Origin of the sequence: Thalassospira lucentensis MCCC 1A00383 = DSM 14000, assembly GCF_000421265.1 — a bacterium.
GTDB classification, from domain to species: Bacteria; Pseudomonadota; Alphaproteobacteria; order Rhodospirillales; family Thalassospiraceae; genus Thalassospira; species Thalassospira lucentensis.
The window spans coordinates 682,410-707,384 of the sequence record NZ_ATWN01000001.1 but is presented as its reverse complement, the minus strand read 5'-3'; the positions used below and the strand labels follow the sequence as shown (position 1 = coordinate 707,384).

23 protein-coding genes and 1 tRNA gene are annotated in these 24,975 nt (G+C 53.5%); 8 read left to right on the top strand and 16 right to left on the bottom strand.

Annotation, left to right across the window (positions count from 1 at the left end):
• Positions 1 to 26 precede the first annotated feature (26 nt).
• From K355_RS0103345 to K355_RS0103330, 4 genes are read right to left on the bottom strand one after another with little or no spacing between them, the layout of a single operon-like run.
• A complete protein-coding gene (locus K355_RS0103345; protein WP_022730698.1) occupies positions 27 to 998 on the bottom strand; it encodes an ABC transporter permease in 972 nt (323 codons plus the stop codon).
• Positions 998 to 2,128, bottom strand: a complete 1,131-nt coding sequence (locus tag K355_RS0103340; protein WP_022730697.1) for an ABC transporter permease — start codon at positions 2,126 to 2,128, stop codon at positions 998 to 1,000. The genes K355_RS0103345 and K355_RS0103340 overlap by 1 nt, the downstream gene beginning before the upstream one ends.
• Positions 2,125 to 3,708 carry an ABC transporter ATP-binding protein gene (locus K355_RS0103335; protein WP_425425734.1) on the bottom strand — a complete coding sequence of 528 codons (1,584 nt, stop codon included), beginning with the start codon at positions 3,706 to 3,708 and terminating at the stop codon, positions 2,125 to 2,127. The genes K355_RS0103340 and K355_RS0103335 overlap by 4 nt, the downstream gene beginning before the upstream one ends.
• 42 nt (positions 3,709 to 3,750) lie before the next feature.
• Positions 3,751 to 4,746: a BMP family lipoprotein gene (locus K355_RS0103330; RefSeq protein WP_022730695.1), complete on the bottom strand. Its 996-nt coding sequence runs from the start codon at positions 4,744 to 4,746 to the stop codon at positions 3,751 to 3,753.
• Between the two features lie 611 nt (positions 4,747 to 5,357).
• Between K355_RS0103330 and K355_RS0103325 the strand changes: the two genes are divergently transcribed.
• The 3 genes from K355_RS0103325 to K355_RS0103315 all read left to right on the top strand — a co-directional run bounded on the left by K355_RS0103325 (position 5,358) and on the right by K355_RS0103315 (position 8,414).
• Entirely contained in the window at positions 5,358 to 6,953 is a 1,596-nt protein-coding gene (locus K355_RS0103325; protein ID WP_022730694.1) for a bifunctional metallophosphatase/5'-nucleotidase, read from the top strand.
• 151 nt (positions 6,954 to 7,104) lie between these two features.
• Positions 7,105 to 8,055 carry a carbohydrate kinase family protein gene (locus K355_RS0103320; RefSeq protein WP_022730693.1) on the top strand — a complete coding sequence of 317 codons (951 nt, stop codon included), beginning with the start codon at positions 7,105 to 7,107 and terminating at the stop codon, positions 8,053 to 8,055.
• Positions 8,056 to 8,171: 116 nt separating this feature from the next.
• Complete coding sequence (locus K355_RS0103315) at positions 8,172 to 8,414, top strand: Lrp/AsnC ligand binding domain-containing protein (RefSeq protein ID WP_022730692.1); 243 nt, start codon at positions 8,172 to 8,174, stop codon at positions 8,412 to 8,414.
• 81 nt (positions 8,415 to 8,495) lie between these two features.
• On the opposite strand, the gene K355_RS0103310 is transcribed toward K355_RS0103315, so the two are convergent.
• Together K355_RS0103310 and K355_RS0103305 are read right to left on the bottom strand one after the other, a co-directional pair.
• Entirely contained in the window at positions 8,496 to 8,984 is a 489-nt protein-coding gene (locus tag K355_RS0103310; protein ID WP_051145932.1) for a hypothetical protein, read from the bottom strand.
• Between the two features lie 150 nt (positions 8,985 to 9,134).
• A tRNA-Ser gene (locus tag K355_RS0103305) sits at positions 9,135 to 9,227 on the bottom strand.
• Positions 9,228 to 9,510: 283 nt separating this feature from the next.
• Here K355_RS0103305 and K355_RS0103300 point away from each other — a divergent pair.
• Positions 9,511 to 9,732, top strand: a complete 222-nt coding sequence (locus K355_RS0103300) for a hypothetical protein (RefSeq protein WP_022730690.1) — start codon at positions 9,511 to 9,513, stop codon at positions 9,730 to 9,732.
• A 157-nt stretch (positions 9,733 to 9,889) separates the two neighbouring features.
• Here K355_RS0103300 and K355_RS0103295 read toward each other — a convergent pair whose 3' ends face one another.
• The 7 genes from K355_RS0103295 to K355_RS0103260 form a co-directional block, all read right to left on the bottom strand.
• Positions 9,890 to 11,065 (bottom strand): MFS transporter, encoded by a 1,176-nt coding sequence (locus tag K355_RS0103295; RefSeq protein WP_022730689.1) that lies wholly within the window; start codon positions 11,063 to 11,065, stop codon positions 9,890 to 9,892.
• Positions 11,066 to 11,139: 74 nt separating this feature from the next.
• Complete coding sequence (locus K355_RS0103290) at positions 11,140 to 12,168, bottom strand: GlxA family transcriptional regulator (protein ID WP_022730688.1); 1,029 nt, start codon at positions 12,166 to 12,168, stop codon at positions 11,140 to 11,142.
• A 132-nt stretch (positions 12,169 to 12,300) separates the two neighbouring features.
• Positions 12,301 to 13,989: a hypothetical protein gene (locus K355_RS0103285; RefSeq protein ID WP_022730687.1), complete on the bottom strand. Its 1,689-nt coding sequence runs from the start codon at positions 13,987 to 13,989 to the stop codon at positions 12,301 to 12,303.
• 285 nt (positions 13,990 to 14,274) lie between these two features.
• Positions 14,275 to 14,868: a PqiC family protein gene (locus tag K355_RS0103280; RefSeq protein ID WP_022730686.1), complete on the bottom strand. Its 594-nt coding sequence runs from the start codon at positions 14,866 to 14,868 to the stop codon at positions 14,275 to 14,277.
• Positions 14,868 to 16,556, bottom strand: a complete 1,689-nt coding sequence (locus K355_RS0103275; RefSeq protein WP_022730685.1) for a PqiB family protein — start codon at positions 16,554 to 16,556, stop codon at positions 14,868 to 14,870. The genes K355_RS0103280 and K355_RS0103275 overlap by 1 nt, the downstream gene beginning before the upstream one ends.
• On the bottom strand, positions 16,553 to 17,893 hold the full coding sequence (locus K355_RS22995) for a paraquat-inducible protein A (RefSeq protein WP_022730684.1): 1,341 nt from the start codon (positions 17,891 to 17,893) through the stop codon (positions 16,553 to 16,555). Before K355_RS22995 ends, K355_RS0103275 begins: the two co-directional genes overlap by 4 nt.
• A 135-nt stretch (positions 17,894 to 18,028) precedes the next feature.
• On the bottom strand, positions 18,029 to 18,928 hold the full coding sequence (locus tag K355_RS0103260; RefSeq protein WP_022730682.1) for a LysR family transcriptional regulator ArgP: 900 nt from the start codon (positions 18,926 to 18,928) through the stop codon (positions 18,029 to 18,031).
• A 123-nt stretch (positions 18,929 to 19,051) separates the two neighbouring features.
• Between K355_RS0103260 and K355_RS0103255 the strand changes: the two genes are divergently transcribed.
• On the top strand, positions 19,052 to 19,678 hold the full coding sequence (locus K355_RS0103255) for a LysE/ArgO family amino acid transporter (protein WP_022730681.1): 627 nt from the start codon (positions 19,052 to 19,054) through the stop codon (positions 19,676 to 19,678).
• Between the two features lie 40 nt (positions 19,679 to 19,718).
• Here K355_RS0103255 and K355_RS0103250 read toward each other — a convergent pair whose 3' ends face one another.
• Both K355_RS0103250 and K355_RS0103245 read right to left on the bottom strand, forming a co-directional pair.
• Entirely contained in the window at positions 19,719 to 20,297 is a 579-nt protein-coding gene (locus K355_RS0103250; protein ID WP_022730680.1) for a thymidine kinase, read from the bottom strand.
• A gap of 77 nt (positions 20,298 to 20,374) precedes the next feature.
• A complete protein-coding gene (locus K355_RS0103245) occupies positions 20,375 to 21,280 on the bottom strand; it encodes a LysR family transcriptional regulator (RefSeq protein ID WP_022730679.1) in 906 nt (301 codons plus the stop codon).
• Between the two features lie 106 nt (positions 21,281 to 21,386).
• Between K355_RS0103245 and K355_RS0103240 the strand changes: the two genes are divergently transcribed.
• The gene (locus tag K355_RS0103240) at positions 21,387 to 22,067 is read left to right on the top strand and encodes a type 1 glutamine amidotransferase domain-containing protein (protein WP_022730678.1); all 681 of its coding nucleotides are present in this window, start codon (positions 21,387 to 21,389) and stop codon (positions 22,065 to 22,067) included.
• An 89-nt stretch (positions 22,068 to 22,156) separates the two neighbouring features.
• Here the strand turns inward: K355_RS0103240 and K355_RS0103235 are convergent, their stop codons facing one another.
• On the bottom strand, positions 22,157 to 23,362 hold the full coding sequence (locus K355_RS0103235) for an MFS transporter (protein ID WP_022730677.1): 1,206 nt from the start codon (positions 23,360 to 23,362) through the stop codon (positions 22,157 to 22,159).
• A 135-nt stretch (positions 23,363 to 23,497) separates the two neighbouring features.
• Here K355_RS0103235 and K355_RS0103230 point away from each other — a divergent pair, with 135 nt between their 5' ends.
• Positions 23,498 to 24,256, top strand: a complete 759-nt coding sequence (locus K355_RS0103230; RefSeq protein WP_022730676.1) for an AraC family transcriptional regulator — start codon at positions 23,498 to 23,500, stop codon at positions 24,254 to 24,256.
• A 104-nt stretch (positions 24,257 to 24,360) separates the two neighbouring features.
• Entirely contained in the window at positions 24,361 to 24,915 is a 555-nt protein-coding gene (locus K355_RS22990) for an NADPH-dependent FMN reductase (protein WP_022730675.1), read from the top strand.
• Positions 24,916 to 24,975 lie beyond the last annotated feature (60 nt).

The window sequence follows — 24,975 nt, the reverse complement described above, 5'->3', positions numbered from 1 at the left end:
AGACCATCAACCGAACCGCATCCCGATTAACGTTCCTTCACATAGGCACGGCCAAGTGCCTTGGGTGGTGTGGCGCGACCAATGAACCCGGCCAGCAGGATCACGGTCAGCACATAAGGCAATGCCTGCACCAACTGGACCGGGACCTCGCCAATACCGGGCAGAATAACGCCCTGCAAACGGGTTGCCGCCGCATCCAAAAACCCGAACAGCAAGCACGCAAACAACGCCGGGAACGGACGCCATTTGCCAAAGACCATGGCCGCAAGCGCAATATAGCCCTTACCCGCCGTCATATCCTGCAGGAACGACGCACCTTGGGCGGTTGAAAGATACGCACCCGACATGCCGACAAGCACGCCAGAACACACCACCGCACGATAGCGCATCAGAACAACGCTGATGCCGGCCGTATCAACGGCACCCGGGTTTTCACCAACCGCACGCAGCCGCAACCCAAACCGGGTGCGATACATCACCCACCATGCCGCCGGAACGGCAAAGAACGCGATATATACAAGGACGTTATGACCACTGAGAAGTTCGAAGTAAATCGGCCCCAGTATTGGCACATCCCGAACGGCCTCAGCCCCCGGAAGCGTGATCGGCTGAAAACGCGATGCCTTATCAAGGGCCGGAGTTTTGCCGCCTTGGGCAAACAATGCAATCCCGACTAATGCCGTCAGACCAGACATCAGAATGTTGATCGCCATACCCGAAACAACCTGATTACCTCTCTGGGTGATACATGCAAATCCATGAATAAGGGACAAACCGATAGTTGTCGCAATGGCGGCCAACAATCCAATCCATGGATTTCCGGTGTAAAATGCAATCGTCGCTGCAGAAAATGCACCGCCAAGCATCATACCTTCTAGTGCTAGATTTATCGTTCCTGATCGCTCAGAGAAAATCCCTGCCAAAGCAGCAAGAATCAGAGGCGTTGACGTGCGTAGTGTCGCATCAAGCAGAAGTACGCCAATTTGAAATATTTCCATTACGCGCTCTCCCGTGAATTCCGACGGTTAATCCACGCAACATAAAGCTTCTGATATATACCGCCCACTCCTGGGCGCAGCATATTTCCCATCGCACCGGTAAAGAGAATCACCAAGCCCTGGATAACCACAACCATATCATTTGAAATCGTCGGAATTTCAAAACCGAGTTCAGCTCCCCCCTGATAGAGCATCCCAAACAGTAGCGAAGCTAAGAATATGCCAAACGGGTGATTACGTCCCATAAGCGCAACAGCAATACCGACGAAACCATATCCTGCGGTGAAATCGATCAAAAGACGTTGTTGTGCCCCCATCACCTCGTTGAGCGCGACGAATGATGCTAGCGCCCCTGAAATCATCATCGCCATTATGATATGACGTCCTGGTTCAATACCGGCATAGGTTGCAGCAACCGAGTTCGCCCCAGCCGTACGGATGGAATAACCCCATCGCGTATGCCAGATCAGCAACCAGACAAGAACACTTGCAATAATAGCATATACAAACGAGAGGTTCAGTGGGCTGTTTGCTGCTTCGATCCCAAACCACGATGCCAGTGATACAATGTTTGGAAGGGTAAGATGTTCGGCAATTCGTGCGCTTTCAGGTGACATAGATCCTTCCGGACGCAACACATTGACCAACAGGTAAACCATCACAGAAGACGCAATAAAATTGAACATGATGGTCGTAATCACGATATGAGATCCGCGCCGGGCCTGAAGATAAGCCGGAATATAGGCCCATCCAGCCCCAAAAGCTGCAGCAGCGATTGCACTTACAATCAACATCACCGGAAATGGCAAAAAATCAAGATAAAGCGCAGAAAGCGCAACGCCAAGACCACCAATATAGGCTTGCCCCTCTGCCCCAATATTGAATAATCCACATTGAAACGCGACTGCAAACGCCAGTCCGGTAAAGACGAAGTTGGTAGTGTAATACAGGGTATAACCCCACGCCTCGTCATAGCCGAATGCGCCATAAAGAAGAACTTCAACAACTTCAATCGGGTTTTCACCAATAGCAAGAACCACCAGCCCAGACACAGCTAAAGCTAGTACAAGGTTTAAGATAGGCAACAGCCCGACATCTATCCAGCGCGGCAGTTGGACAACATTACTCATGCCTGCCCCTCCGCTGCCTTGGCTTGGTTTGGATCAACCCCGGCCATCATCAGACCAAGAATACGTTCATTTGCCTCAGCAGCAGAAACTTCGCCGATGATGACACCATCGCACATCACCAAAATTCGGTCGGCAAGCGACATGATTTCGTCAAGCTCCACGGACACCAGAAGGACAGCCTTGCCAGCATCCCGCATGGCGACAATACGTTTGTGAATGAATTCGATGGCCCCGATATCAACACCACGGGTCGGCTGACCAACCAGCAATAGTTCAGGGTCCCGCATGATTTCACGCGCCAGAACCAGTTTTTGCTGGTTACCACCGGAAAAATTGGCGGCTTTTAAATCGGGATCATCCGGGCGTACGTCAAATTCCGACATCATGTTCGCTGTGGCCTTGGAAATCGCGTTCCAGTCCAAAAGAATGCCCTTGTTATAGGCCGGGTCATCCTCGTAGCCCAGAATGGCGGCTTCCTTTGCCGTAAAGCCAGTAACCATCGCCATGCGATGCCGGTCTTCTGGCACATGGGCGACACCGCGTTTGCGCAGTTCGGCCGCATCAACGCCCTTACCCGGTGTCACATCCTGATCATTGAGCAAAACACTGCCTTCACTGGCAGAACGAATACCGCCAAGGGCTTCGAGAAGTTCGCTTTGCCCGTTGCCTGAAACCCCGGCGATGCCTACGATTTCACCTGCACGCACGGTAAAACTCGCATTTTTGACCTTGCGAACACCTTGGGCATTATCAACACACAGATTGTTCACATGAAGAACCGTCGCAGCGGGATTGGCTTCACCTTTTTCCAGACGGAGCAATACACGACGGCCAACCATAAGTTCGGACAATTCTTCGGGGCTGGTTTGAGCAGTTTTGCGATCTGCCACCATTGCGCCCTGGCGCATGACAGACACATTGTCCGTCGCAGCCATGATTTCGCGCAATTTATGAGTGATTAGCACGACCGTTTTGCCCTGTTCCTTCAGGGTTGCCAGAATACGGAACAAATGGTCCGCTTCCTGTGGCGTTAAAACACCAGTCGGCTCGTCCAAAATCAGGATTTCCGCACCGCGATACAGTGCTTTGAGAATCTCTACACGTTGTTGCAGGCCAACCGACAGGTCGCCGACAATTGCATCCGGGTCAATGTCGAGCGAATATTCGCGTTCAAGCCGTTCAAGCTCCACGCGGGCCTTATCGACCCCGTCGCGCAAAACAGCCCCGCCTTCGACACCAAGAATAACGTTTTCCAGAACAGAAAAGGTCTCGACCAGCATGAAATGCTGATGGACCATGCCAATACCGGCGGCAATGGCGTCTTCGGACCCTTTGATATCGCACAGCTTGCCATCGACATGAATGGTGCCACCGTCGGCCTGATAAAAGCCGTACAGGATGCTCATCAGCGTCGATTTACCTGCGCCATTCTCTCCCACGATACCGTGGATTGTTCCCTTATCGACCTTAAGGTCAATTTCCTTATTGGCATGTACCGCTCCGAACCGCTTGTCTATTCCACGCAGTTCAATAGCGGGTTGCACGGCACCGGTTTCCCCGGTGCCGTGCATTTGATGCATCGTATCCGACACTACAAATCCCCGGTTTGCTTCACCACTGCCTTACATCGGGCAGGCGCTATCGCTCATGTAATCATGCACTTCAAGCGAACCCGAAGCGATGTCTTCCTTGGCTTTTGCAACAGCCGCTTTCATGTCGTCGGTGATGAGCTTCTCGTTGTTTTCATCAAGAGCCCAGTCAACACCGCCTTCTGCCAGACCAAGAATGGTCAGGCCCGGCTGCCAGTCATCGCCAGCGGCTGCTTCGAATGCTTCGTAAACAGCAACATCAACGCGCTTGAGCATCGAGGTCAGAACCGATCCCGGATGCAGGGCGTTCTGGTTGGAGTCAACACCAATGCCCAGTTTACCGGCATCAGCTGCTGCCTGAAGAACGCCAACGCCCGTACCACCAGCGGCATGATAGACAACGTCGGCACCACGGTCGAACTGTGATTTGGCCAACTCGCCACCCTTAACTGGGTCATTCCATGCTGCCCCCGTGGTGCCGGTCATGTTCTGGAACACTTCAGCGTCGCTATTGGCGTATTTAACACCCTGTGCATAGCCACACTCGAACTTGCGGATCAACGGAATGTCCATGCCACCGACAAAGCCGACTTTACCGGTTTCAGATGCCATTGCGGCCAGAATACCAACCAGGAACGACCCCTCGTGCTCTTTAAAGACCACGGATTGAACGTTCGGCAGGTCAACAACCATATCAATGATGGTGAATTTGGTTTCCGGGAATTCTTTGGCGACTTTTTCCAAAGCAGAAGCCTGCGAGAAGCCAATCGCAACGATCGGGTTCATGCCGCGACGTGCAAAGTTGCGCATCGCCTGTTCACGCTGGGAATCGTTCTGAATTTCGAAGTCGCGATACTCTGTACCGGTGTCTTCTTTGTATTTTTCAGCGCCGTTATATGCGCCCTGATTAAACGAACGGTCAAAACGGCCGCCAAGGTCATAGACCACTGCCGGATTGATTTCTGCAGCCGCTGCAACACCTGCATAGCAGGCGACAGCCGCGACCACGGAGGTCAGAAGCTTTTTCATTCCGATGCCCTTCTTTGCTTGAATTCTGTTCATTCTTCCGCCGGTGCCCTTAACCGGTGGAACTCCCTCATCGAAAAACCTGATCCGCAGTGCGACCAAAATTTGGCCCCTCTACCGGATTGAACCGGAATGTCTGCACTGCGAGATGCTTATGGTAACTACAAAAGATAGTACCCTGTAAATAGAAGACCGCGCAAACTGCTGCATAACCTGTCCATTTGGTCAAAAAAGGCACGCAGCAATTCTGCCGTTGCACGTCCCCTTCCTGCGGGGTTTCCCTTAGGTTAGGGCGCATTCCTCATTCAGGTTCGACGATATTTCGCACGATAGATTTTCTTGGCAAACTTAATAATCAACCAAACCCGTTTTATGACGTTCGCCATCGCAACACGGTCATTCTGTCCTGCCGATTCTTTACCGGCGACATAAAACCATGCGCATCCAACGCGCAGGTCACGGTTGGAAAATTGTATTTTTCATCGCACCGTCATCAACCGGGCGTACCACCGGCGATTAATTGGTGTTAGCATTCCGCACGTTTAAGGCTTTGTCATATCATGCCAGCTTGCTGTGAGGGATCGGCAAAACTGGCCCATTGCTGGAGATCAATAATGAAACATAAGATTGCAGGGCTTCTATCGGCATGCACCATGTTGACCCTTGGTGCCGGAAGCGCATTGGCAGATTATGATTTGCGTATTCTTCATACCAATGACGTTCATGATCGCGTTGAATCTGTCACCAAGTATAACAATACCTGCTCGGTCGAAGACGATGCCGACGGAAAATGTTTTGGCGGATACGCGCGTCTTGCGACCGCCATCCGTGATGCCAAGGCCCAAGGCGGTAATGTGCTGGCCCTTGACGGTGGCGATCAGTTTCAGGGATCCCTTTATTATTCGACCTATCGAGGCCAACTGACCGCCCAGTTGATGACCATGGCCGGCTATGACGCCATGACAATTGGCAACCACGAATTTGACGATGGCCCCGAAGTGCTCGAGGCTTTTATCAAAGCCAGCACTGTTCCGGTCCTGTCGGCCAATGTACATCCGACTGCGGCGTCCAGCCTTGATGGTGAAATCAAGCCCGACATCATTGTTGAGCTTGGCGGTGAAAAAATCGGCCTGATCGGTATCACGACGGAAGAAACCCCGGATATCTCAAGCCCGGGCGATCAGGTTGAAATCACGGATTCCGAGATGGCATTGCGCTATTCCGTGGCGCGTTTGCGCCTTAAGGGGGTCAATAAAATCATCGTCATGAGCCATTCGGGTTCCTACAAGGATTTCGAACTGGCCAAAACGGTCAGTGGTATTGACGTCATTGTCGGTGGCCATGACAACCAGCTGTTTTCCAATACCAATGAAAAGGCCAACTACCCCTACCCGGTTGTTGAAACCGCACCGGACGGTAAACCTGTTCTTGTGGTTCAGGCGTATGCCTATAGCCGCTATCTTGGTGAGTTGAATGTCACCTTTGATGATGATGGTGTCGCAACCGCGTGGTCAGGTGAACCGATTGCCCTTGATGCCAGCATAAAACCGGCCCAGGACGTTCTCGACGTTATTGCCTTGTCCAGCGGCAAGGTTGATGCAGTTCGCAATGTCGATGTCGGCAGCTTTACAACCCCCGCCGACGGATCGCGCGAAACATGCCGCCATATGGAATGCTCCATGGGCTCATTGGTGGCCGATGCGATGTTGTGGAAAGCGGGCGACGGTTATCAGATCGCCATTCAGAACGGTGGTGGAGTGCGTGCCAGCATTGACGAAGGAACGGTTACCATGGGCGAAGTCCTGACGGTTTTGCCGTTCCAGAACGCGCTGGCAACCTTTAACCTGTCGGGCAAGGATGTTGTCGCATCGCTTGAACATGGTGTTTCGAAAGTCGACGAGGACAAAGGCCAGTTCCCGCAAGTCGCCGGTCTTAAATTTGATCTTGATCTGTCCAAGCCGGTTGGATCGCGTGTTTCAAACGTCATGGTCGCCGAGGGGGACAGTTATGCCCCGATTGATATGAACAAGACCTATGGTGTTGTATCCAACGACTTCATGCGCAATGGCGGTGATGGCTATGCCCTGTTCCGGGATAATGCGACCAATGTCTATGACTTTGGTCCGAACCTTGAACAGGCGGTTGCCGACTATATCGGTATGAAGTCGCCAATGACCCCGATGGCGGGTGACCGGATCATACTGAAATAAGCACCGAACATATGGCTTAAGATATCAAAGGGCGGCCACGTGGGTCGCCCTTTGTTGTTTTTCTTGCCTTTGATCGGTGTCGCGGCTTAGAAAGTCGCTTGTTTGAAATTGCCTGTCACACCGTGACCCTCACCACAAAGAGCAACAACCTGTGATCACGCCCTCGGCCAATATTCTTTGTTTTGGTGCCGCTCATTTTGACCGCACCTTGCAATGTACGGAACAGTTTGTCCCGGCGGCCTCAAACCCCGTCAGAACCCTGCACCGCAAACCCGGCGGTGTTGCGCGCAATATTGCGGTTCATCTGAGATTGCTTGGCAATAATGTCGCAATGCTGAGCGCGGTTGGGGATGACGGTGACGGCGAACAGGTGATTGCCGCCCTGTCTGAACTGGGGATCGATACCCGCCGGATGCACAAGCTCGACGGTAAGCATACAGCAGGCTATACCGCAGTGCTTGATGACACCGGCGAACTGGCGTTGGGCATGATGGACGCCGAAGTCTATGACCTGCTGAGCATCGACCTTTTGAAGGATCAACTGGCCAACCTTCAGGCGTGGCCATGGTGGCTGATTGATGCCAACCTGCCCGCCCCCACCATTGACTGGCTGACGGAAAACAAGGGCAGCTCAAAATTCTGTGCTGCAACTGTATCACCAAGCAAGGGTGCCCGCTTTGCCCCGGTCTTGGACAAGCTTGACCTGCTGATCACCAACCGGGCCGAGGCAAAAGTCCTGACCGGCATTGAAATCAACGAGATTGATCAGGCAAAGACCGCCATTGAAGTTCTGCGCGGCAAAGGTGTCTGTGACGTGGTGATTACGCTGGGGGCAAAGGGTGTTGTCTCAGCATCTGGCGACAGCACGGCATTCTGGCATCCACTGCCAACGAAGGTCTGCGACGTAAACGGGGCTGGTGATGCGTTTTATTCCGGATTCCTGTCACGGATTACCAAGCCGGGGGCGACGATGGATGATGGGGTTGCCGAAGGTTTGGCCATGGCCAGCCTGACGGCTGAAACCGAAGGCACCACCGTTTGGAACCTGACACAGAGTGCGGTTGACGCACGCGCCGAGCACGCCTTTAAAAAACTGATTTAACCCTCACGGATCGGGTTGGCGCGTCTTATCTTGACCGGTTACACGCGCGATAAGATTGCAAGCCTTGCCGTGTCGCGATAGCTTATCTGAAATTCAAACCTACTGGAGCACTGCCGATGCACCCCTTTTTCATCTTCGTGAAATGCGAATTGGGCAAAGCCTATGACGTCGCCGCCAATCTTGTCGAAGAAGTCGAAGGTGTCTCGGAAGTCTATTCCATTTCCGGCCCGTTCGAACTTCTGGTCAAAGTTTATGTCGAAGACGAACAGGATATCGGGCGCTATGTGAACGAACAAATCCACAAGCTGCCCAATATCAAGGACACCCAAACCATCATCACGTTTAACGCGTTCACCTGATCACTCAGGCAAGGGCGTAAAATGACAAACGCGGCGAAAATCTTCGCCGCGTTTTTTTGTTTGTGTCGTCAGACATTTCGTCTAGTTGCGCACGACGTCCGAAATCACATCAAGAATAAGCTCGGTGCCCTTCTGGATCAGGACAACGTCATTGCCGACAATCTGGCGAATAGCGTCATCTGTGCGATTTGGCAGGCGTGCGCGCAGATCAGCCGGAAGATCGCGCTTGGCAATTCCTGGTGGCAACGAACCACCCCGCTCAAGCTTCATGGCAATTCCCGGCGGCAGACCTTTGTTGCCCTTGCCTTTGTTTCCGTGGCCTTTACCACCTTTGTCGTTGCCGTGCCCCTGATCGGCATCAACGGTCCCAGTTGCGACATCGAGAACATCACGGATGATGCGGCGTTCTTCATCGGAAAAAATACCGCCGCTTTGTGCGATTTCGACATATCCATGATCATGCGCGCTGTTTGACGCGTGCGCCATCACCGATGGTGTTGCGAACATCGCACAGGCAACGGCAACCGCTTTGGTTATGCATCCTGCGTAAACTATCGTTTTACTGGGCATTTTTTCCTCAATCATTGTGGTATCGCATCCATGATCAGATGAGGGCTTTTCGCAAAAATGCGAGGCCCCGATACCCAGACAACGCTTGAGAAGGAAGTTTTCTGCCAGCAAGGCAAAGAAAAAGGCACCCTTTTGGGGTGCCTTTAACATTGGCGGGCAAGGAGGGATTCGAACCCTCGATAGGGCTTTTGACCCTATACTCCCTTAGCAGGGGAGCGCCTTCAGCCACTCGGCCACTTGCCCTCTATGTCCTTGGTGTTCCCTGCGGAACGACGCCTTTCTTAAACATCGCCATGGCGCATGTCAATGCCAGAAACCCGCCTTGACGACGTTTTCTTTTTAACAGGCCTGCCAAATAAAACCAGCAGCTTTTTGGCAGCTGCTCTCATGGTATTTTCCGGTTGAAAGCCAAAAGAGTCTTCAAACCATCACACAGCTGTCATCTGTTGGCAAAGAACACCTGTCATAAAGCGACAGTCGATTGGTTTTTCACCGTCAGAAGACGCTACAAGCTGGTTGGAGTAACATGCGTACCATCTATCAAAGCACCGATGACTTCGGCCACACTCTTCGCGCCCTCAAAATGACCCCGGAAGGTTATACCGATCCGGTGTATATGGGGCTGGTCATTCAGGATCGCGAGGTTCTTTTCCGCACCCGTGAAAACAGCTCGCGAGAGTTCGTGTTGCAGAAGATCAAGGAATTTGTCGCGGGCAATGCCCCGTCAATGAACGCACAACCGGCCTGATGGCCGGTTTTTTATTGCCCGGTCCTTGGGGTCCAAGAACCTGACAGCTAAGCACAATCTTATGTTCCGGGCATGAAATCGCGCCGAGGCGAGCCTCCCCGTTCGCCTCGCAACTCCAACCGCCGGTCGCGATGACCGGCGGTTTCTTTTATCTTGCTTAGACGTTGGCCGGAATTTGGTCCTGTCGTGCGCGCCACATCATGATCAGCGCCACACACAGGAACGGCAGCACGCCATAATTGATCAAATCCCAACCGGCCCCGGCAATCAGCGCCCCTGATATGACGGATGCGATGGTTGCAGTAATGCCGTTGCCCAATTCCATCAGGCTTTGCGCATGGCCACGCTCCGCCTCCGTGTGTCCTTTGCCCAACAAGGTCGTACCTGCCAGAAGCATCATGTTCCAGCCAATCCCAAGCAGAAACGAGCTGACCAAAAAGGCCGTAACCGTCACCCCGGACAAAGCAGCAACCACACTGGCCACCAGCACCCCACTGCCCAGAACCGCGACACGACGTGCACCGAACCGATCAATCATCGGCCCCGCAACGAAAGCCGGAAGAAACATGCCGACCAGATGCCAGCGGATAACGTTGGCCGATACATCGACATCAAAACCGCAATACTTCATGGCAAGCGGCGTTGCGGTCATCACCAACACCATAATGCCGTGACCACTGGCACTAACCGCGATCGCCCCGCGAATGGCCGGGCGTCGCAGCAGGCCGCGCATGATGCCCCGACTTGTGTGCGGTTTGACCGGAATACCGCCATCAGGCAACATCAGCATTAAAAGCGCCCCCACCGCCGCCAACGCCGCCAGTGCAACATACGCACCGGCAAATGGGACGGGCAGCATGTCGCGACTGGACGCAGCAATTTCCGGTGCGATCAGCGCGGCCAAGACACCGCCACCGACAACCAGTGCTGCGGCACGGCCTTTATGGGCGGCATCAACTGTTTCAAGGGCGGCGTAGCGGTAATACATCGCAGATGCCTGATAGGTCCCGATCAAAAAAGGTGCGGCTGCCACCAGCCAGAATGCGCCGATGTAAATCCCCACAGACAGCAACAACCCGCCAGCAACGCCACACACAGCCCCCAGAAACAGGCCCGTGCGTCGGCCATAGTTCTGCATGATCATCGACAGCGGATGCACAGACGCCAGATTGCCAAGCATCAAAATGCCCAACGGCAAAGTCGCCAATACCGCCGTTGGCGCAAGCGACACGCCAACAATCGAGGTCAGCGTAATGCCGATCAGTGAACAGGACCAATACAGTGCCTGTGCGACAAACAGCAGACGCAATGATCCATTGGTCAGCAACAACATGTTTCCAACTCCCAAAAAACATTCAAATTTACGGTAAATATTCGCCCGTCATGACAGGTGTTAAGGATCAGGTCCTAAACGGGTGAAAGTGACTTTCGGGCAAACCGTTCAACATATTCCTGCGGGCTGACGGCCAAATGACGTTGAAACGTACGCCGCAGGGTCTCAGGGTGGCGAAAGCCACATAAGGTCGCGACATCTGCAATCGTCATGGCTTCGTCCTGTAGCAATGCCCTTGCAGCCTCAACCCGGATCCGTTCGATGTATCGTGCCGGGCTCATGCCCATATCGCGCGCAAACACGCGTGAAAATGTTCTGGGTGTCATCCCTGCGCGCCCCGCCAAGACGTCAAGTGACAGGTCCTGTTCAAGATGGCCCGGCAACCATGCCAGCAAACCGGCAAGGCGCGCGGTCGCCCCCTTTTGCGGGATCAGATAGGAACTGAACTGTGCCTGTCCGCCAGGGCGCTTTAAAAACATCACCAACCGGCGGGCGACGGACAAGGCAAGGTTACGGCCAAAGTCGGCCTCGACGATTGCCAATGCCAAATCAATCCCGGCGGTTACACCCGCGGATGTGAAAACATGTGGATCGCCGTCAAACCCCGTGGGGTCATAGCTGTGCAGACGGTCGCCCATCATTTTGATTTTTGGAAAATCGCGCGCCATTTCATCGCACCGCGACCAGTGGGTTGTCGCCATGCGCCCATCAAGCACCCCGGCCTCGGCAAGGATCAAGGCACCGGAACATACAGAGCCCAGACGCGCGATCCGTTCTTCCGCATCGCGGACCCATTGATGCAATGCTTTATCCTTGCGGCGTTCGGGTATTCCGTTGCCGCCCGGGATCAGCAGGGTATCAACACCAGCCAGATCAAGGTCACGCAACGCCATGTCGGCATGAAGCCGAATGCCACATGACGTTTTGACCGGGCCTGCGTCATCTGCCACGACCATATTCTCATAGGTCCGCGCACGGCCCAGCGATGATAATTCGTCATTGGCAGTGGCAAACACCTGCAACGGCCCGACGATATCAAGGCTCATGACCTCGTCATAGGCATAGCAAACGATCAACCGGGTATCGGATGTTTGTGCTGACATAGCGTGATCTCCCTTACGCACCCCAACAATGCCGGAAATCAAAACTGGCAACAATGACAAACACCCCACCAATCTTGCCACTGTGGCTTGGTGGGGTGTTGTGTATTCGCCAGCTTGTCAAAAAGAACGTCGCTAGAACCCGCTTCGCTGCAAAAGCGCATAGAAGTCACGAATGGTGCCTTCCTTGGCGGGCATGTCGGTAATGTCATCGACCAGCTTGTCAGTGAAGTTCGGTTGTTTGAGGTAGCCGACCACCCGTTTTCGAGCCATGTTGGCCGACTTTCCTTCGATCAACACGCCGCTTGAACAAAACTGCACCAGCATATAGGCGCGTTTGCGCAAATGCAGTGACGGGTTGTCGATCCGCTCAATCACCTTTTCGCGCACTAGATAGTCCGCCAACCCGTCATCAAGCTTGCCACCGATTTCCTTTTTCTTGTCATCGGGCACAACCGATGCTTCAAGGATATCGTTCATGTGTTTGACATTGGCCATCTTGTCACGCGGCTTTGCGTCGGCATCACAAAACGCCCGCAGTGCACGCATGTCTTTGACCGCATCGGTCATCATGCCATACAGCTCGTCTTCGAAACCTTCGGCGACACCGCTGTTGGCCACCGCAATCAGCCAGGTCAGTTTGCGCCAGTTGGGGATCAGTCGCCCGCAGATTTCCTCGACCCCTTCGATCATGGCGCGCGGACCACCAACGTTGCGCAACCGCGCACCACGTTCTGCCAGTGCTGCCGTCATCGGTGTTCCATAGATAACGCCATTTTCCGTCACCAACCGATCCAGAATATCGGTTAACGGGTCCGGATCGCTTTCGTGGCGCGTCAGGTTATTGGGGCTTTTAAGCTCACGCACGATGTAGTCAAACATCGCTTCCTGACTGGTCGCCAAAAGGCCCGAACCAAACAGCGGGTTCATCAGTTCAAGAATATCATTCGCGGCACCGCGATTGCCCTTAGCCCGCCCCAGCGCCAGATCAATGTGTAGCGTGACCGCTTCGCCGAAGCTACGTGAACTGCCAAGCAGTTCCTTAAGTGCAACCGGGGATCCCAGAATATCTGCGATGACATCATCAAGCAGTTTGCGGGCGGCTTCGTCTTTCTCGTCGCCTTTGACCTTAAGTGCCAGATCAAGCTTGCCAACCCAGTTTCGCGTCGATGACATAACGCGTGTTAGCGCTACCATCGTAAGGAAATCAGTATCTTCGGCCAAATTCAGGCGACGAATTTCATCGCGCACTTCTGAAATTGTTGCGTCTTCAAATTCAGGAAGATCAACCTTTTCAACTTCACGGGCGCGGGCCGCAAGCTGCTCAATCGCGCCATGCAGATTGTTCATCGCCTCAATATGATCGCCGTCGGTTGCCTTGGCATGCAGCCCGGCAACCTTGTCGACCGCAGTCGGCATCAGGGTGTCATGGAACATCAACTTGCGCAGATTCTGGTAATTATACATTACCTCGCAAGGAGTCAGGATTTCCTGTTCGAAATACTTGCGCAGCAACCGGTTGATAGTCGCGCGGCTTTCTTTCTGGAGAAGGTCATTGTCGGTTTCGCAAAGCGGCGCTTCGTCAATCGACGTGACACGCACGTCTTTTTCTTCTTCGTCGCCAGCCCCTTCTTTTTCAAGAAGGACCTTTTCGATATGCTTACCGTCGCCGCGTTCCCAATCACGGACAACGCGCACGGCCGAAACCTTGGTTTTCAAAAGCTTTTCAGCTTCTGTTACCGCTTCTTTTTCGACATCAAATGTCGAATGAATGATCCAGCGATCCCCCCGCTGAACCCGTACTTCAAATGTCGTATCCGACATAACGCGCTCTGGCTCCCTAACTTCCTGTTTGGGCGGCATCTACATGCCGTTTTTGCAGTCAGGCGCGTGTCCCATAGTTTTTATATTTATATCTTCTATATAAGCCCATTCGTATGATGAAAACAATAGGTTGATATTGATCTTTTCCAATCTTCAGCAATTTCGATGTGAAGTCGGACACCTTTCCAAACCGGATCATTCACCCAAAAGCCTACCCAGCCTAGATCAGCGCGACATGCCAAGGCTGGACCCAAAATTAGGTCATACCGGCACTCCGACAACCTATCACGGAATGTATTTTGCAATATCAACCGACATATCGGCCAAAAGGTCACTCATGGCCGAAACCGTGCTTTCAACATCGGTGTTTTTGGGATCAACAACCTTCTCATAGCGGTTTGATGCAGTGATATCGCCACTTTCAAACGCAACAAGTTTCCAGCGGGCCGCCAAAAGAACCTTGCCATCCGCCTGACGTTCGAACCGGTCTATATCGACCACAATCTGCCAGTCGACACCATCGCGCGATGTCCAGGGGAATGTTTCCAACCGGACTGCCTTACCGGTGTGGTCTATATTTTCCAGCAGGATGCGGTTGATGTTTTCATCGAGCGGTTCGGCCCACCGATGGCCAGCATTGACTTCCAGCCGGTTGGAACTGCTGCGTGACACAATCATCGAACGATCCAGATGACTTGGGATGGTCACAGGCCCAATTCCGATTACAGCCCCCTGCCCGGTAACCGGTGCCGCCGGGTTCAGGGTCGCCGAAAGCAGGTAGTACCGATCCGGGGCCGGTGTTGAACAGGCGGCCATCAAGGGTGCGATAAGAAACAGGAGCACCCCCGCACGGATATGCATTGGCAATGTCTGACGCATTATTCGTCCTCCCTCGGGCCTTTTTTGCCAAGTATCAATGCACTTGGGTTTTGTTCAAGAAACTCGGCGAGATCGCGCAACGAACGTGCCGTTGCCGTCAGTTCCTTAAGGGCCTGTTCCAGATTGTAGCGCACAGGCGACGTCGGGCCGGTCACATCGCGCACACCACCCAATGCTTCGCGGGCGGCATCAAGTGCGCTTTGGGTTGCAGGCAGCACACTACTGTCAAGGTTTTCAACCAGCTTGTTAACGCCATCTGCGGCCTGTTGAAGACTTTTCATGCCATCGTTCAAGGCAGGAGATGTGACGATGTTTTCCATCCCCTCGACCGTTCCAAGCAAGCGAATGCCGATTTCTTCAATCGGGAACGTTTCGACCTTTTCAAGCAAACTGCTCAGTGAATTGGCAATCTCGTCAAGCTTCTGTGGCAAGGTTGGCAATTCAGGTATATCGCCCTTTTGATTGCCCAGATATCGGGCTGGCGCGACCGTGTGCATCGACAGATCAACAAACAGCTGACCGGTGATGAAACTTCCTGTTTTCAGGCGCGCCCGCAGGCCATTCTCGACCAAGGTTGCAATGGTTTCGGTATGATCAATCTCACCAGAATCACCGCCGACAACACTGACCCGCTCCGGCTCAAGGGTGACAACGACAGGGACCCGGAAGGCGCGCTGATCAACCACATATTCCAGATCAACGCTTTCGACTGTACCAACACGAATACCGTTGAATTCCACCGGTGCGCCGCGTGACAGTCCGCGTACGGATGAGTCGAAATAAAGAATGTATTTCTTACTGTATCCTTCGGTAAGAAGTTCAGCCTGCTCAAGCGTTTTAAACAGATTGAAAACCGTGTCAGATGGGGCTCTTTCGCTTTGTTCACTGTCATCGGGGGTGTAAAAATTAATCCCCCCGGCCAGAACCGATTTAACCGATTGCGCGCGCAATGACAGCCCATCGGAATTAAGATCAACCGCAATGCCGCTGGAATCCCAAAAACGGGTATCGCGCTTCACCAACTGATCAAACGGTTTTCGAATAAAGACGGGGACGGAAACCCCCTTGGCATCTTGATCAAGTTCTGTATCAAGGACTTCGCCAACCTCAACCCCGCGCAACAACACCGGCGCACCAACCGACAATGACCCCAGTTTGTCGGCCGTCAGGATAAAGCGCGTCCCCTCTTCATCACTTGTGATGAGCTGAGGTTCCTCGGCACCGACAAAGGTATCTTGCGCAGCACCGCTATCATCAGGGGCAACTTCGATATATGCGCCAGAAACAATTGTTTCCAGACCGGTGATACCGCGCCCTGACACACGCGGACGCACGACCCAGAACTGGGTCTTATCCGTCAGATAATCACTGAAATCGGCATTCATCCGAACGGTCAGACGCACATGATCAAAGCCCTTCGAAAGGCTGATTTCGGTGACCTGCCCAACATCAACATCGCGATACCGTATCGGGGTTTTCCCCGCCACCAACCCGTCAGCGGTTTCAAATGTCAGGGTGATTTCCGGGCCCTTTGACACAACATCCCGCCACAGCAACCACCCGCCAACCAGAAGCGCCACCAATGGAACCAGCCAGATAATTGAAAAGCTGCCCCAGCCTTTTTTGACGTCAGGCTGACCGGCTTGTCGTTCGTTTGGCCCTTGTGGCGTCATATTTTCGCCGCTCATGACGGGCTCCCCTGTGTTTCTTTCAGACTATTGCTGCGTAAGGTTTTATTGCGCAGTGTTTCCCGGCGCATCCCGGCGCGATCCCAGATCAACCTTGGATCAAAGGCCATCGCCGATAGCATGGTTAAAATGACCACGCCACAAAAAGCAACCGCGCCAAATCCCGGTTGAATGGATGCGATGTTGCCCAGTTTCACCAAGGCCGCAAGGATGGATACCATAAACACATCTACCATCGACCAGCGCCCAATCAGTTCCGTAATCCGATAGACCCGTGTGCGTTGCCGCAACGGCCCGGACAGGCCCAACCATGTTGCAAGGTAAATCCAGCCCAGCAAAACAATCTTGATAATGGGCACAAGGATACTTGCGGTAAAGACAACAATGGCAATCGGCCATTCCCCGGCCTGAACCAGTGCCGCCACACCAGACAGAATTGTATCGGCCTCCGCCCGGCCCAGATAGGTCACGGTCATGATTGGAAAAACATTCGCCGGGATATAAAGAACAACTGCCGTCAACAGCAGGGCAAAAGCCCGCGACAGACTGCGGGCCTTACGCAGATGAACAACCGCCCCACAGCGCGGGCAATGCCCATGGTCAACATTCCGCGCGGCAACAACCATCGAACAGGTATGACAGGTCATAAGCCCTGCGTCTGACCCTTTGGCGTTGTTTTGCCCCGAACCGTTGGAACGGATTTCTGTCAGGTCATCTTCGGTAAGATATCGCAAACCCGCAGGCGCAATGCGGCGCCAAACCGTCCGGGGATCAAGCGTGATATTCATTAAAAGCACGGTCGGGATCAAACAACAGACCGCAAAGAATGCCGGTCCTGCGATCACCTGGGCGAAATCAGTCAGCTTGGTCAGCGCGACCAAAAGCCCGATCAAAAACACATCAAGCATCGACCACGGACGAATGATCGCCAGAACACGCCAGACACGTTTAACCCCCGGCACAGTCCACCCCATTGAGAGTGGTAACAAGACATAGATATGGGCTGCGATCACCACCATCGGGGCGGCTATCGATGTGAGTGCGACCATAAAGGCCAGAAAGGGAAACCCTTCCTGCCAGAATGTCAAAACGCCACTGCCCAGGGTATTGGTCTCGGCACGGCCTTCCATTGAGAAGGTCAAAAGCGGATAGATATTGGCGATCACAAACAACACGAGGGCCGTAAAGGCCAGTGCCAATGGCTTGTCAAAACGTGGTTGTTCGGCCGCATAAAGCGGTGAACCACATCGAATACAGCATGCGACACTGCCTGCGGGAATGTCGTTTTCCACATGCACATAGTCACAATGTTCACAAGCAATCAGGCGATGCGCCATGGTTTCCCTGTTTAAACAGACCATTATCGAATTTGTTTTACCCGCCAAAGTAAGCGCCAGTTTGGCCTTGAAGTCAAACCGGATCAGAAAAGAGTCGTTCCAAACTTTGGTAAAACGCCTTGTTATCTGAATGTGTTAGCGATCAATTGCGGGTAAAAAACGGCGCGCTTCGGACAGGATTGTTTCATTGACCCGATCGAGCAATTTGCTTTTCATCGTGCGGTGATGCCAATACAGCGGGCGTTCAATCACATAATCACAAGGTTGCATCAAACGCCCGGTACGCAGGCCTTCTTCGGCCTGATGGATTTCCACCACGGCATAGGCAATGCCCTGTTCGGCCACCGTCACGAACCCTTGTGAACTTGGCACCGTGTGGGCGGGAAAATCGCCGGGGTTCAAGCCGAAATAGGTTTTAAGGTACTGGTTTTGCAATTCATCATGATGTGAAAAATTCACAGCCGGACAGGACCGCAATGCGTCTGCCGTCACCCCACCCGAAAAATAGCGTTTTTGAAATTCCGGTGACACCACCATGACATAGCGCATCTTACCAAGTGGTCGCGCCCAGCAGCCTTGCATCGGGGTCGGGCGCAGGCTGATGGCGCCAAGCACCCTGCCATCCAAAAGGGCCTCGTGGTTAAGCGATTCATCATCGACACTCAGATGAACCAAAAGTCCAAACTCATCAAACAAGCATTTGGGAACATTGATAAACCATGTTGCCAAACTGTCTGCATTAACCGCAAGAGCCACCTGCCCGAAACCACCATCAGACGGGATATCAGGCAAGTCATCCTGAAGGTCCAGTTCAAGCAACCGGACACTTTGGTAATGCTGCAACAGGCGCTTACCAGCCGCCGTCGCCACAATCGGTTTGGCCCGAATGATCAGCGGTTGGCCCAGACGGTCTTCCAGCAGCTTGACCCGTTGCGATATCGCCGATTGCGTCAGACCCAACTCACGGGCGGCTTTTTCAAAGCTGGCATGACGGATCACTTCGGCACAGGCTTGCAGTAACTTGTAATCCAGCATGGCCTATCCCAAATTCCTACTCGTTCATATTAAATATTCTAATCCTACATGATTATAATTCGATTTTCTTATTTGATCAAATTGCTATGACTAGGCTCCCAACACATACAGGAATGCCCGAACATGTTTCTCAGCTATGCAACCGGATTTGGCCTTGGCGGCGGATTGATTATTGCCATTGGCGCACAAAACGCCTTTGTCCTTGGCCAAGGATTGCGGCGCAATCACCCGATGATGGTGGCATTTGTCTGTGCGCTGTGTGACGCGGTCCTGATTGCCGCAGGCGTTGCGGGTTTGGGCACGTTAATTGCGGCCTACCCGCTTTTGACCAAGATCGCCGCATGGGGCGGTGCGGCGTTTCTGATCTGGTATGGGTTTGGGGCGCTCCGCCGCCTGTTTGACACGGAAACACTGGCAGAAGAACATATCACCAAAACCGGCTGGAAAGCCGTTCTATCGACGACACTGGCCGTCACCCTGCTTAATCCGCACGTCTATCTTGATACGGTGGTGATGCTGGGTGGGATTGGCGGGCAGTTTCCGGTTGAGGAGCGGCTTGGCTTTGCGCTCGGCGCGATGAGTGCCAGTTTCGTGTGGTTCTTTGCCATTGCGCTTGGCGCGTCATGGCTCGCCCCCTATGTCGCTCGACCGGCCACATGGAAAATTGTCGATGGCCTGACATGCACGGTCATGTGGCTGGTGGCCTATAGCCTACTGGCGCCGGAAATTGCCACGCTTATTGGCGGCTGACGGCCCAAAATAATTCATCATACAATTAAAAGGATGGGGATTATTGCCCCATTGCATCCTTGAAATGACGGCGACATACCGGAACATAACGATCATTGCCGCCGATTTCGACTTGAGCCCCTTCACGGACCGGATCGCCGTTTTCATCAACGCGTAAAACCATTCCTGCTTTGCGCCCGCAATGGCAGATGGTTTTAAGCTCATTGAGCTTATCGGCCCAGGCCAGAAGCCATTTCGATCCTTCGAACAGCTCGCCTTGAAAATCGGTGCGGATGCCATAGCACAGCACGGGAACCTTATGCTTATCGGCAATATCGGAAAGCTGCCAGACTTGGTCCTTGGTCAGAAACTGCGCTTCATCGAGCAAAACACAATCAACCTTGCCCTTTTCCAACTCCCCCAAAATCAGCGCCGTCATATCGGTTTTCGCATCAAACAGCAGTGCCGAGGCTTCCAGACCAATACGCGATGCGATTTTGCCCTCGCCAAACCGGTCATCAAACGACACCGTCAGCAACAGCGTCTGCATCCCGCGTTCACGGTAATTGAAGCTTGCCTGAAGCAATGTTGTCGATTTGCCGGCGTTCATCGACGAATAATAAAAAAACAGATTGGCCATGGGTCCCCCGAATGATCGTAAATGGGGAATAGCCGATCAGTGCCGATTGATCAATATGGCTTAAGGCGCAAGTTTTCTTAATGTCGGCTTTCGTCAATATCGGCCAGTTGCGCTCGCAGGAAATCAAGCAGGGTTTTGACCTTACTGCTTCGCATGACATCGCCGGAATAAACCGCATAAACGCTAAGATCCGGCAGGTTCCAATCAGGCAAAACCCGCATCAAGTCGCCGTTTGCGATATCATCGACCACATCCGAAAACGGCACCACTGCCATTCCGTGACCATCGCGCAGAAATTGTAACCGTGCGGTTGCACTATCGACCTGAACACTGCCCGACACCGGGATTTTGCGTTCTTGATCTCCTTGTGCCAGCCGCAGGGTTTCAGGCACACGGCTATACATCACCCAGTTATGATCGGTCAGGTCCTCGGGCTGGTCTGGAATACCAAAGGCGGCCACATATTGTTGGCTGGCGACAATGACACGGCGGGTTTCGTAAAGGCGGATGGATTTCAATTCCGAACTGCGCAACGGGCCGGATCGAATGGCGATATCAATCCCCTGCCCGATCAAATCGACAACCTCGTCGGTCAAGCGCACATCAAGCGCAACGCCGGGATAGGTTTGACGGAACCGGCTTAAGATAGGGACGATCCGCAAATTGCCCATGTGAACCGAACAACTCAGCGATATTTTGCCCACCGGCTCATCACGGAGTTCTTCAACGCGTTTGCGCGCGGCCTCGGCTTCAAGCGTGATGGTGCGGCAACTATCGTAATAACGCGTTCCGGCATCGGTCAGGCTAAATGTCCGCGTGCTGCGCCGAAGCAACGGCACGCCAAGTTTCGCTTCAAGCTGCCTGATCTGATGGGAAATGGCCGCACGGCTTAACCCCATTTTACGCGCAGCAGCGGAGAACCCGCCTTCTTCAACCACGCGGGCAAAGATCATCATGGCCCGTACTTCATCCAATGCCGACATTTTATATGCTCAATAAATTTGACAATCTGTTCATATCTACGATCTTTCGCAAAATTTGTCAGCCAACTATATTCGGTTCAAACCAAATCAACGCATGGAGGACCTTATGCGTATCCTGATGATTGTCACATCCCACGACCAGATGGGCGATACCGGCCACAAAACCGGCATCTGGCTTGAAGAACTTGCCGCCCCTTATTACCGTTTCCGTGATGCCGGTGCTGAAATTACGCTGGCCTCCCCCAAAGGCGGCCAGCCGCCCCTTGATCCCAACAGCCAAGTGCCAGATGCGCTGACCGATGCGACTGCACGGTTTGAAAAAGACGACGTGGCGCAAAAGGCATTTGCCAATACCGTCACGCTGGACGGCTTAAACGCCGATGATTATGACGCCATTTTCTATCCGGGTGGTCACGGACCACTTTGGGACTTGGCAACCGATACGAAATCCATCGCATTGATCGAAGCCTTTGTTGCCCAAGACAAACCGGTTGCGGCTGTTTGTCACGGCCCGGCGGCACTGGTGAATGCCAAAACCACCGATGGCAAGCCATTGGTCGCAGGCAAAAAAGTCACCGGCTTTACCAATGACGAAGAAAAGGCCGTTGGTCTTGAAAACGTCGTTCCGCTGTCGATTGAAGACGAGTTCAACAAACAGGGCGGCCTTTATGAACGCGGTGAGATGTGGGCGTCCTATGCGGTTGTTGATGGCAAGCTCGTCACCGGTCAAAACCCGGGATCAAGCGATGCGACGGCCGATGCGGTCATGAAGCTTCTGGGGAAGTAGTCGTCTGACCTTATGATGCCCAAACACCAATGGTGCCGCCCTGAAATACGTTACAGTTTTCAGGGCGGCACTTTTAGTCGGTACGCGCATCAGGCTTTGTGCCCATGCTCGATATCGGGCAGGAACACCGCCAGAAATCCGATGGCGGGCAAAAAGGCACAGACCTGATAGACAAGCTCCAAGCCAACGGCATCGGCCATCACGCCTAAAATCGCCGCTCCGATCCCGCCAAGCCCAAAGGCAAGACCAAAAAACAGGCCCGAAATCATGCCGATGCGCCCGGGCACAAGTTCCTGCGCATAAACAACAATGGCTGAAAACGCCGAGGACATGATCAGGCCAATCGCAATGGAAAGCAGCACGGTTGCCATCAGTCCCACATAGGGCAAGATAAGCGCAAAGGGTAGCGCGCCAAGGATCGATCCCCAGATCACCTTCTTACGCCCGATCCGGTCCCCGACAGACCCGCCGATCAATGTTCCCGCAGCAACCGCGGCCAGAAAGACGAACAGGAAAATTTGAGCGTCGCCTTCGGAAAGCGGGAATTTTTCCATGAGATAAAACACGTAATAGCTGGTGAAGCTGGCCAGATAGAACCATTTTGACAGCATCAGGCAAAACAGGACGCTCAGGCCACCAACCACCTGACGATGGGCGGGACGATCTTTTGGCGCGACAATCACACGTAGACGCCGCACAGCATGACCATTGCGTTTATACCAGCGCCCCAGCAGCGTCAGGATGATCACCCCACCAAGGGCGACAAAGGCAAACCACGCCAGACTGCCCTGCCCGTATGGCAGAACAACCGCCACCACCAGCAACGGTCCAATGGCCGAGCCGACATTGCCGCCGACCTGAAACAGCGACTGGGCGAAACCATGTGCCCCACCAGATGCCAACCGCGCCAGACGCGATGATTCCGGGTGAAAGATCGACGATCCCACCCCCAACATGGCACTCCCCAGGAGCAACACGGCAAAACTGGGGGCCGAGGACAGCACCAGCAAACCAGAAAGCGACATCCCCATACCAAACGGCAAAGAATAGGGTTGTGGGCGCCGGTCGGTGAAATGGCCAATGAACGGCTGTAACAGGGATGCGGTGACCTGATAGGTCAGTGTCAGCAACCCAAGCTGGGCAAATGACAGATCAAAGCCGCCCTTAAACACCGGATAGGCCGCCACAAATAGCGACTGGATCATATCGTTCAGCAAATGACAAAAACTGGCCGCCCCCAGAACCGGTAAAACGGTTCGGGTTGGTTGCGGTGATTTGAGAACGGCTTCGTTCATGGGTGACCTCGTTAAATGGCAACTGTGCCCGTTTCCGGCGCGCGGTCCTTATTATAACAATTGCCAGTCGGCCCACCACCGCGCTAGGGTCAGATTCTTACGAGATTGGGCCAATTCATCGGCATAGGTATTGCCATGTCATCTTTTCGCGAAGTTCCACGCCCGATCATTGCATTGGGCACCGATTATCCCGACGGTCATGTGATTGCCGCCCATCGTCATGACCGTGATCAGTTGCTGTATGGCTTGACCGGGGTTTTGATGGCATCCACCCCGCAAGGCGCATGGATGATGCCGCCCCAGCGCGGCATGCTGATTCCGGCCGGGGTTATTCATGAAGTCCGCCTGTTTGGCGATGTTAAAATGCGATCGCTGTATCTGCGCCCCGAACAACTCGGAACGCCGGATCGCCAGTGTAAGGTGGTTGGTATTTCATCGCTGATGCGGCACTTGCTGAGCGAGGCGGTGACAATTCCGGCTGAGTATGACGTCGACGGGCGCGACGGAGCGCTGATGACGTTGATTGGCCATGAAATCAAACGGCTGCCGGTTTTGCCACTGTCGCTTCCATTGCCGGAACATGCATCCCTTGGGGCAAAATGCAGAGCATTTCTGGCGTCCCCGACCCCACATGAAACGATTGACGACTGGTGTGATCATCTGGGCATGAGCCGCCGCAGCTTTACCCGCCTGTTTCGCAAGGAAACCGGATCAAGCTTTGTCGAATGGCGGCAACAGGCCTGTATCCTTGCCGCCCTGCCACGGTTGGCCGCGGGGCAAGCCATCACGACCATTGCACTGGACCTTGGCTATGACAATCCAGCCGCGTTTAGCAATATGTTCAGACGTATTCTTGGCACATCGCCGCGCGATTACCGGACGGCAGATAGATAAACGCTGTTTTGTCCAACCGGGGGTTTTCATCGCAGTACAAAGCCCCCTACACTGCAATCCGAAATTCGCCGTCAGCACACACCAACCGTCAGGAAAGCGTCCCGGTGCCCCGTCATGTTCTTGCTATCTGTGGAAGCCTGCGGGCGCAGTCAATTAATCGCACCTTATTGCTGGCCGCACAGAAATGCGGGCAAGCGCACGGATTAGAAATCCATCTTTATGATGGATTGGGCAATTTGCCGATTTTCAATCCCGACAATGAAGAAACACCACCCAAAAGCGTTCTTGATTTTCGGGCCCATCTTGCGCAAAGCGACGCGGTTTTGATCGCAAGCCCGGAATATGCCCACGGGGTGACCGGGGCGATTAAGAATGCGCTCGATTGGGTGGTGGCCAGTGGCGAGTTTATGCAAATGCCCGTCGCGGCCATCAACGCATCGGGCCGGGCGACCATTGCACAAGCAGCTTTGATCGAAACCATCCGTACGATGGATGCAACAATCATCGACGATGCCTGTGTGACCATTGTGCTGAATGGAAAGAATTACAGTGCCGATGACATCATCAATGATCCTGAAACGGCAGGATTACTTGATCAAGCACTTGGCAGTTTGCGCAAGGCACTTGATGATGCAGATCAGAAACACGACATCACCTGAAACGATAAAAGCCGCCCGCTTCATATTGAAACGGGCGGCTTTTTAAATCGTCTGATGATT

Coding starts and splice junctions, on each gene's coding strand:
- K355_RS0103245 (WP_022730679.1), bottom strand. CDS start 21,280: ATGTCGGCATTGGATGAAGTACGGGCCATGATGATCTTTGCCCGCGTG.
- K355_RS0103325 (WP_022730694.1), top strand. CDS start 5,358: ATGAAACATAAGATTGCAGGGCTTCTATCGGCATGCACCATGTTGACC.
- K355_RS0103230 (WP_022730676.1), top strand. CDS start 23,498: ATGTCATCTTTTCGCGAAGTTCCACGCCCGATCATTGCATTGGGCACC.
- K355_RS0103330 (WP_022730695.1), bottom strand. CDS start 4,746: ATGAAAAAGCTTCTGACCTCCGTGGTCGCGGCTGTCGCCTGCTATGCA.
- K355_RS0103255 (WP_022730681.1), top strand. CDS start 19,052: ATGTTTCTCAGCTATGCAACCGGATTTGGCCTTGGCGGCGGATTGATT.
- K355_RS0103280 (WP_022730686.1), bottom strand. CDS start 14,868: ATGCGTCAGACATTGCCAATGCATATCCGTGCGGGGGTGCTCCTGTTT.
- K355_RS0103295 (WP_022730689.1), bottom strand. CDS start 11,065: ATGTTGTTGCTGACCAATGGATCATTGCGTCTGCTGTTTGTCGCACAG.
- K355_RS0103335 (WP_425425734.1), bottom strand. CDS start 3,708: ATGCATCAAATGCACGGCACCGGGGAAACCGGTGCCGTGCAACCCGCT.
- K355_RS0103250 (WP_022730680.1), bottom strand. CDS start 20,297: ATGGCCAATCTGTTTTTTTATTATTCGTCGATGAACGCCGGCAAATCG.
- K355_RS0103285 (WP_022730687.1), bottom strand. CDS start 13,989: ATGTCGGATACGACATTTGAAGTACGGGTTCAGCGGGGGGATCGCTGG.
- K355_RS22995 (WP_022730684.1), bottom strand. CDS start 17,893: ATGGCGCATCGCCTGATTGCTTGTGAACATTGTGACTATGTGCATGTG.
- K355_RS0103310 (WP_051145932.1), bottom strand. CDS start 8,984: ATGCCCAGTAAAACGATAGTTTACGCAGGATGCATAACCAAAGCGGTT.
- K355_RS0103235 (WP_022730677.1), bottom strand. CDS start 23,362: ATGAACGAAGCCGTTCTCAAATCACCGCAACCAACCCGAACCGTTTTA.
- K355_RS0103260 (WP_022730682.1), bottom strand. CDS start 18,928: ATGCTGGATTACAAGTTACTGCAAGCCTGTGCCGAAGTGATCCGTCAT.
- K355_RS0103275 (WP_022730685.1), bottom strand. CDS start 16,556: ATGAGCGGCGAAAATATGACGCCACAAGGGCCAAACGAACGACAAGCC.
- K355_RS0103345 (WP_022730698.1), bottom strand. CDS start 998: ATGGAAATATTTCAAATTGGCGTACTTCTGCTTGATGCGACACTACGC.
- K355_RS0103240 (WP_022730678.1), top strand. CDS start 21,387: ATGCGTATCCTGATGATTGTCACATCCCACGACCAGATGGGCGATACC.
- K355_RS0103340 (WP_022730697.1), bottom strand. CDS start 2,128: ATGAGTAATGTTGTCCAACTGCCGCGCTGGATAGATGTCGGGCTGTTG.
- K355_RS0103300 (WP_022730690.1), top strand. CDS start 9,511: ATGCGTACCATCTATCAAAGCACCGATGACTTCGGCCACACTCTTCGC.
- K355_RS0103315 (WP_022730692.1), top strand. CDS start 8,172: ATGCACCCCTTTTTCATCTTCGTGAAATGCGAATTGGGCAAAGCCTAT.
- K355_RS0103290 (WP_022730688.1), bottom strand. CDS start 12,168: ATGTCAGCACAAACATCCGATACCCGGTTGATCGTTTGCTATGCCTAT.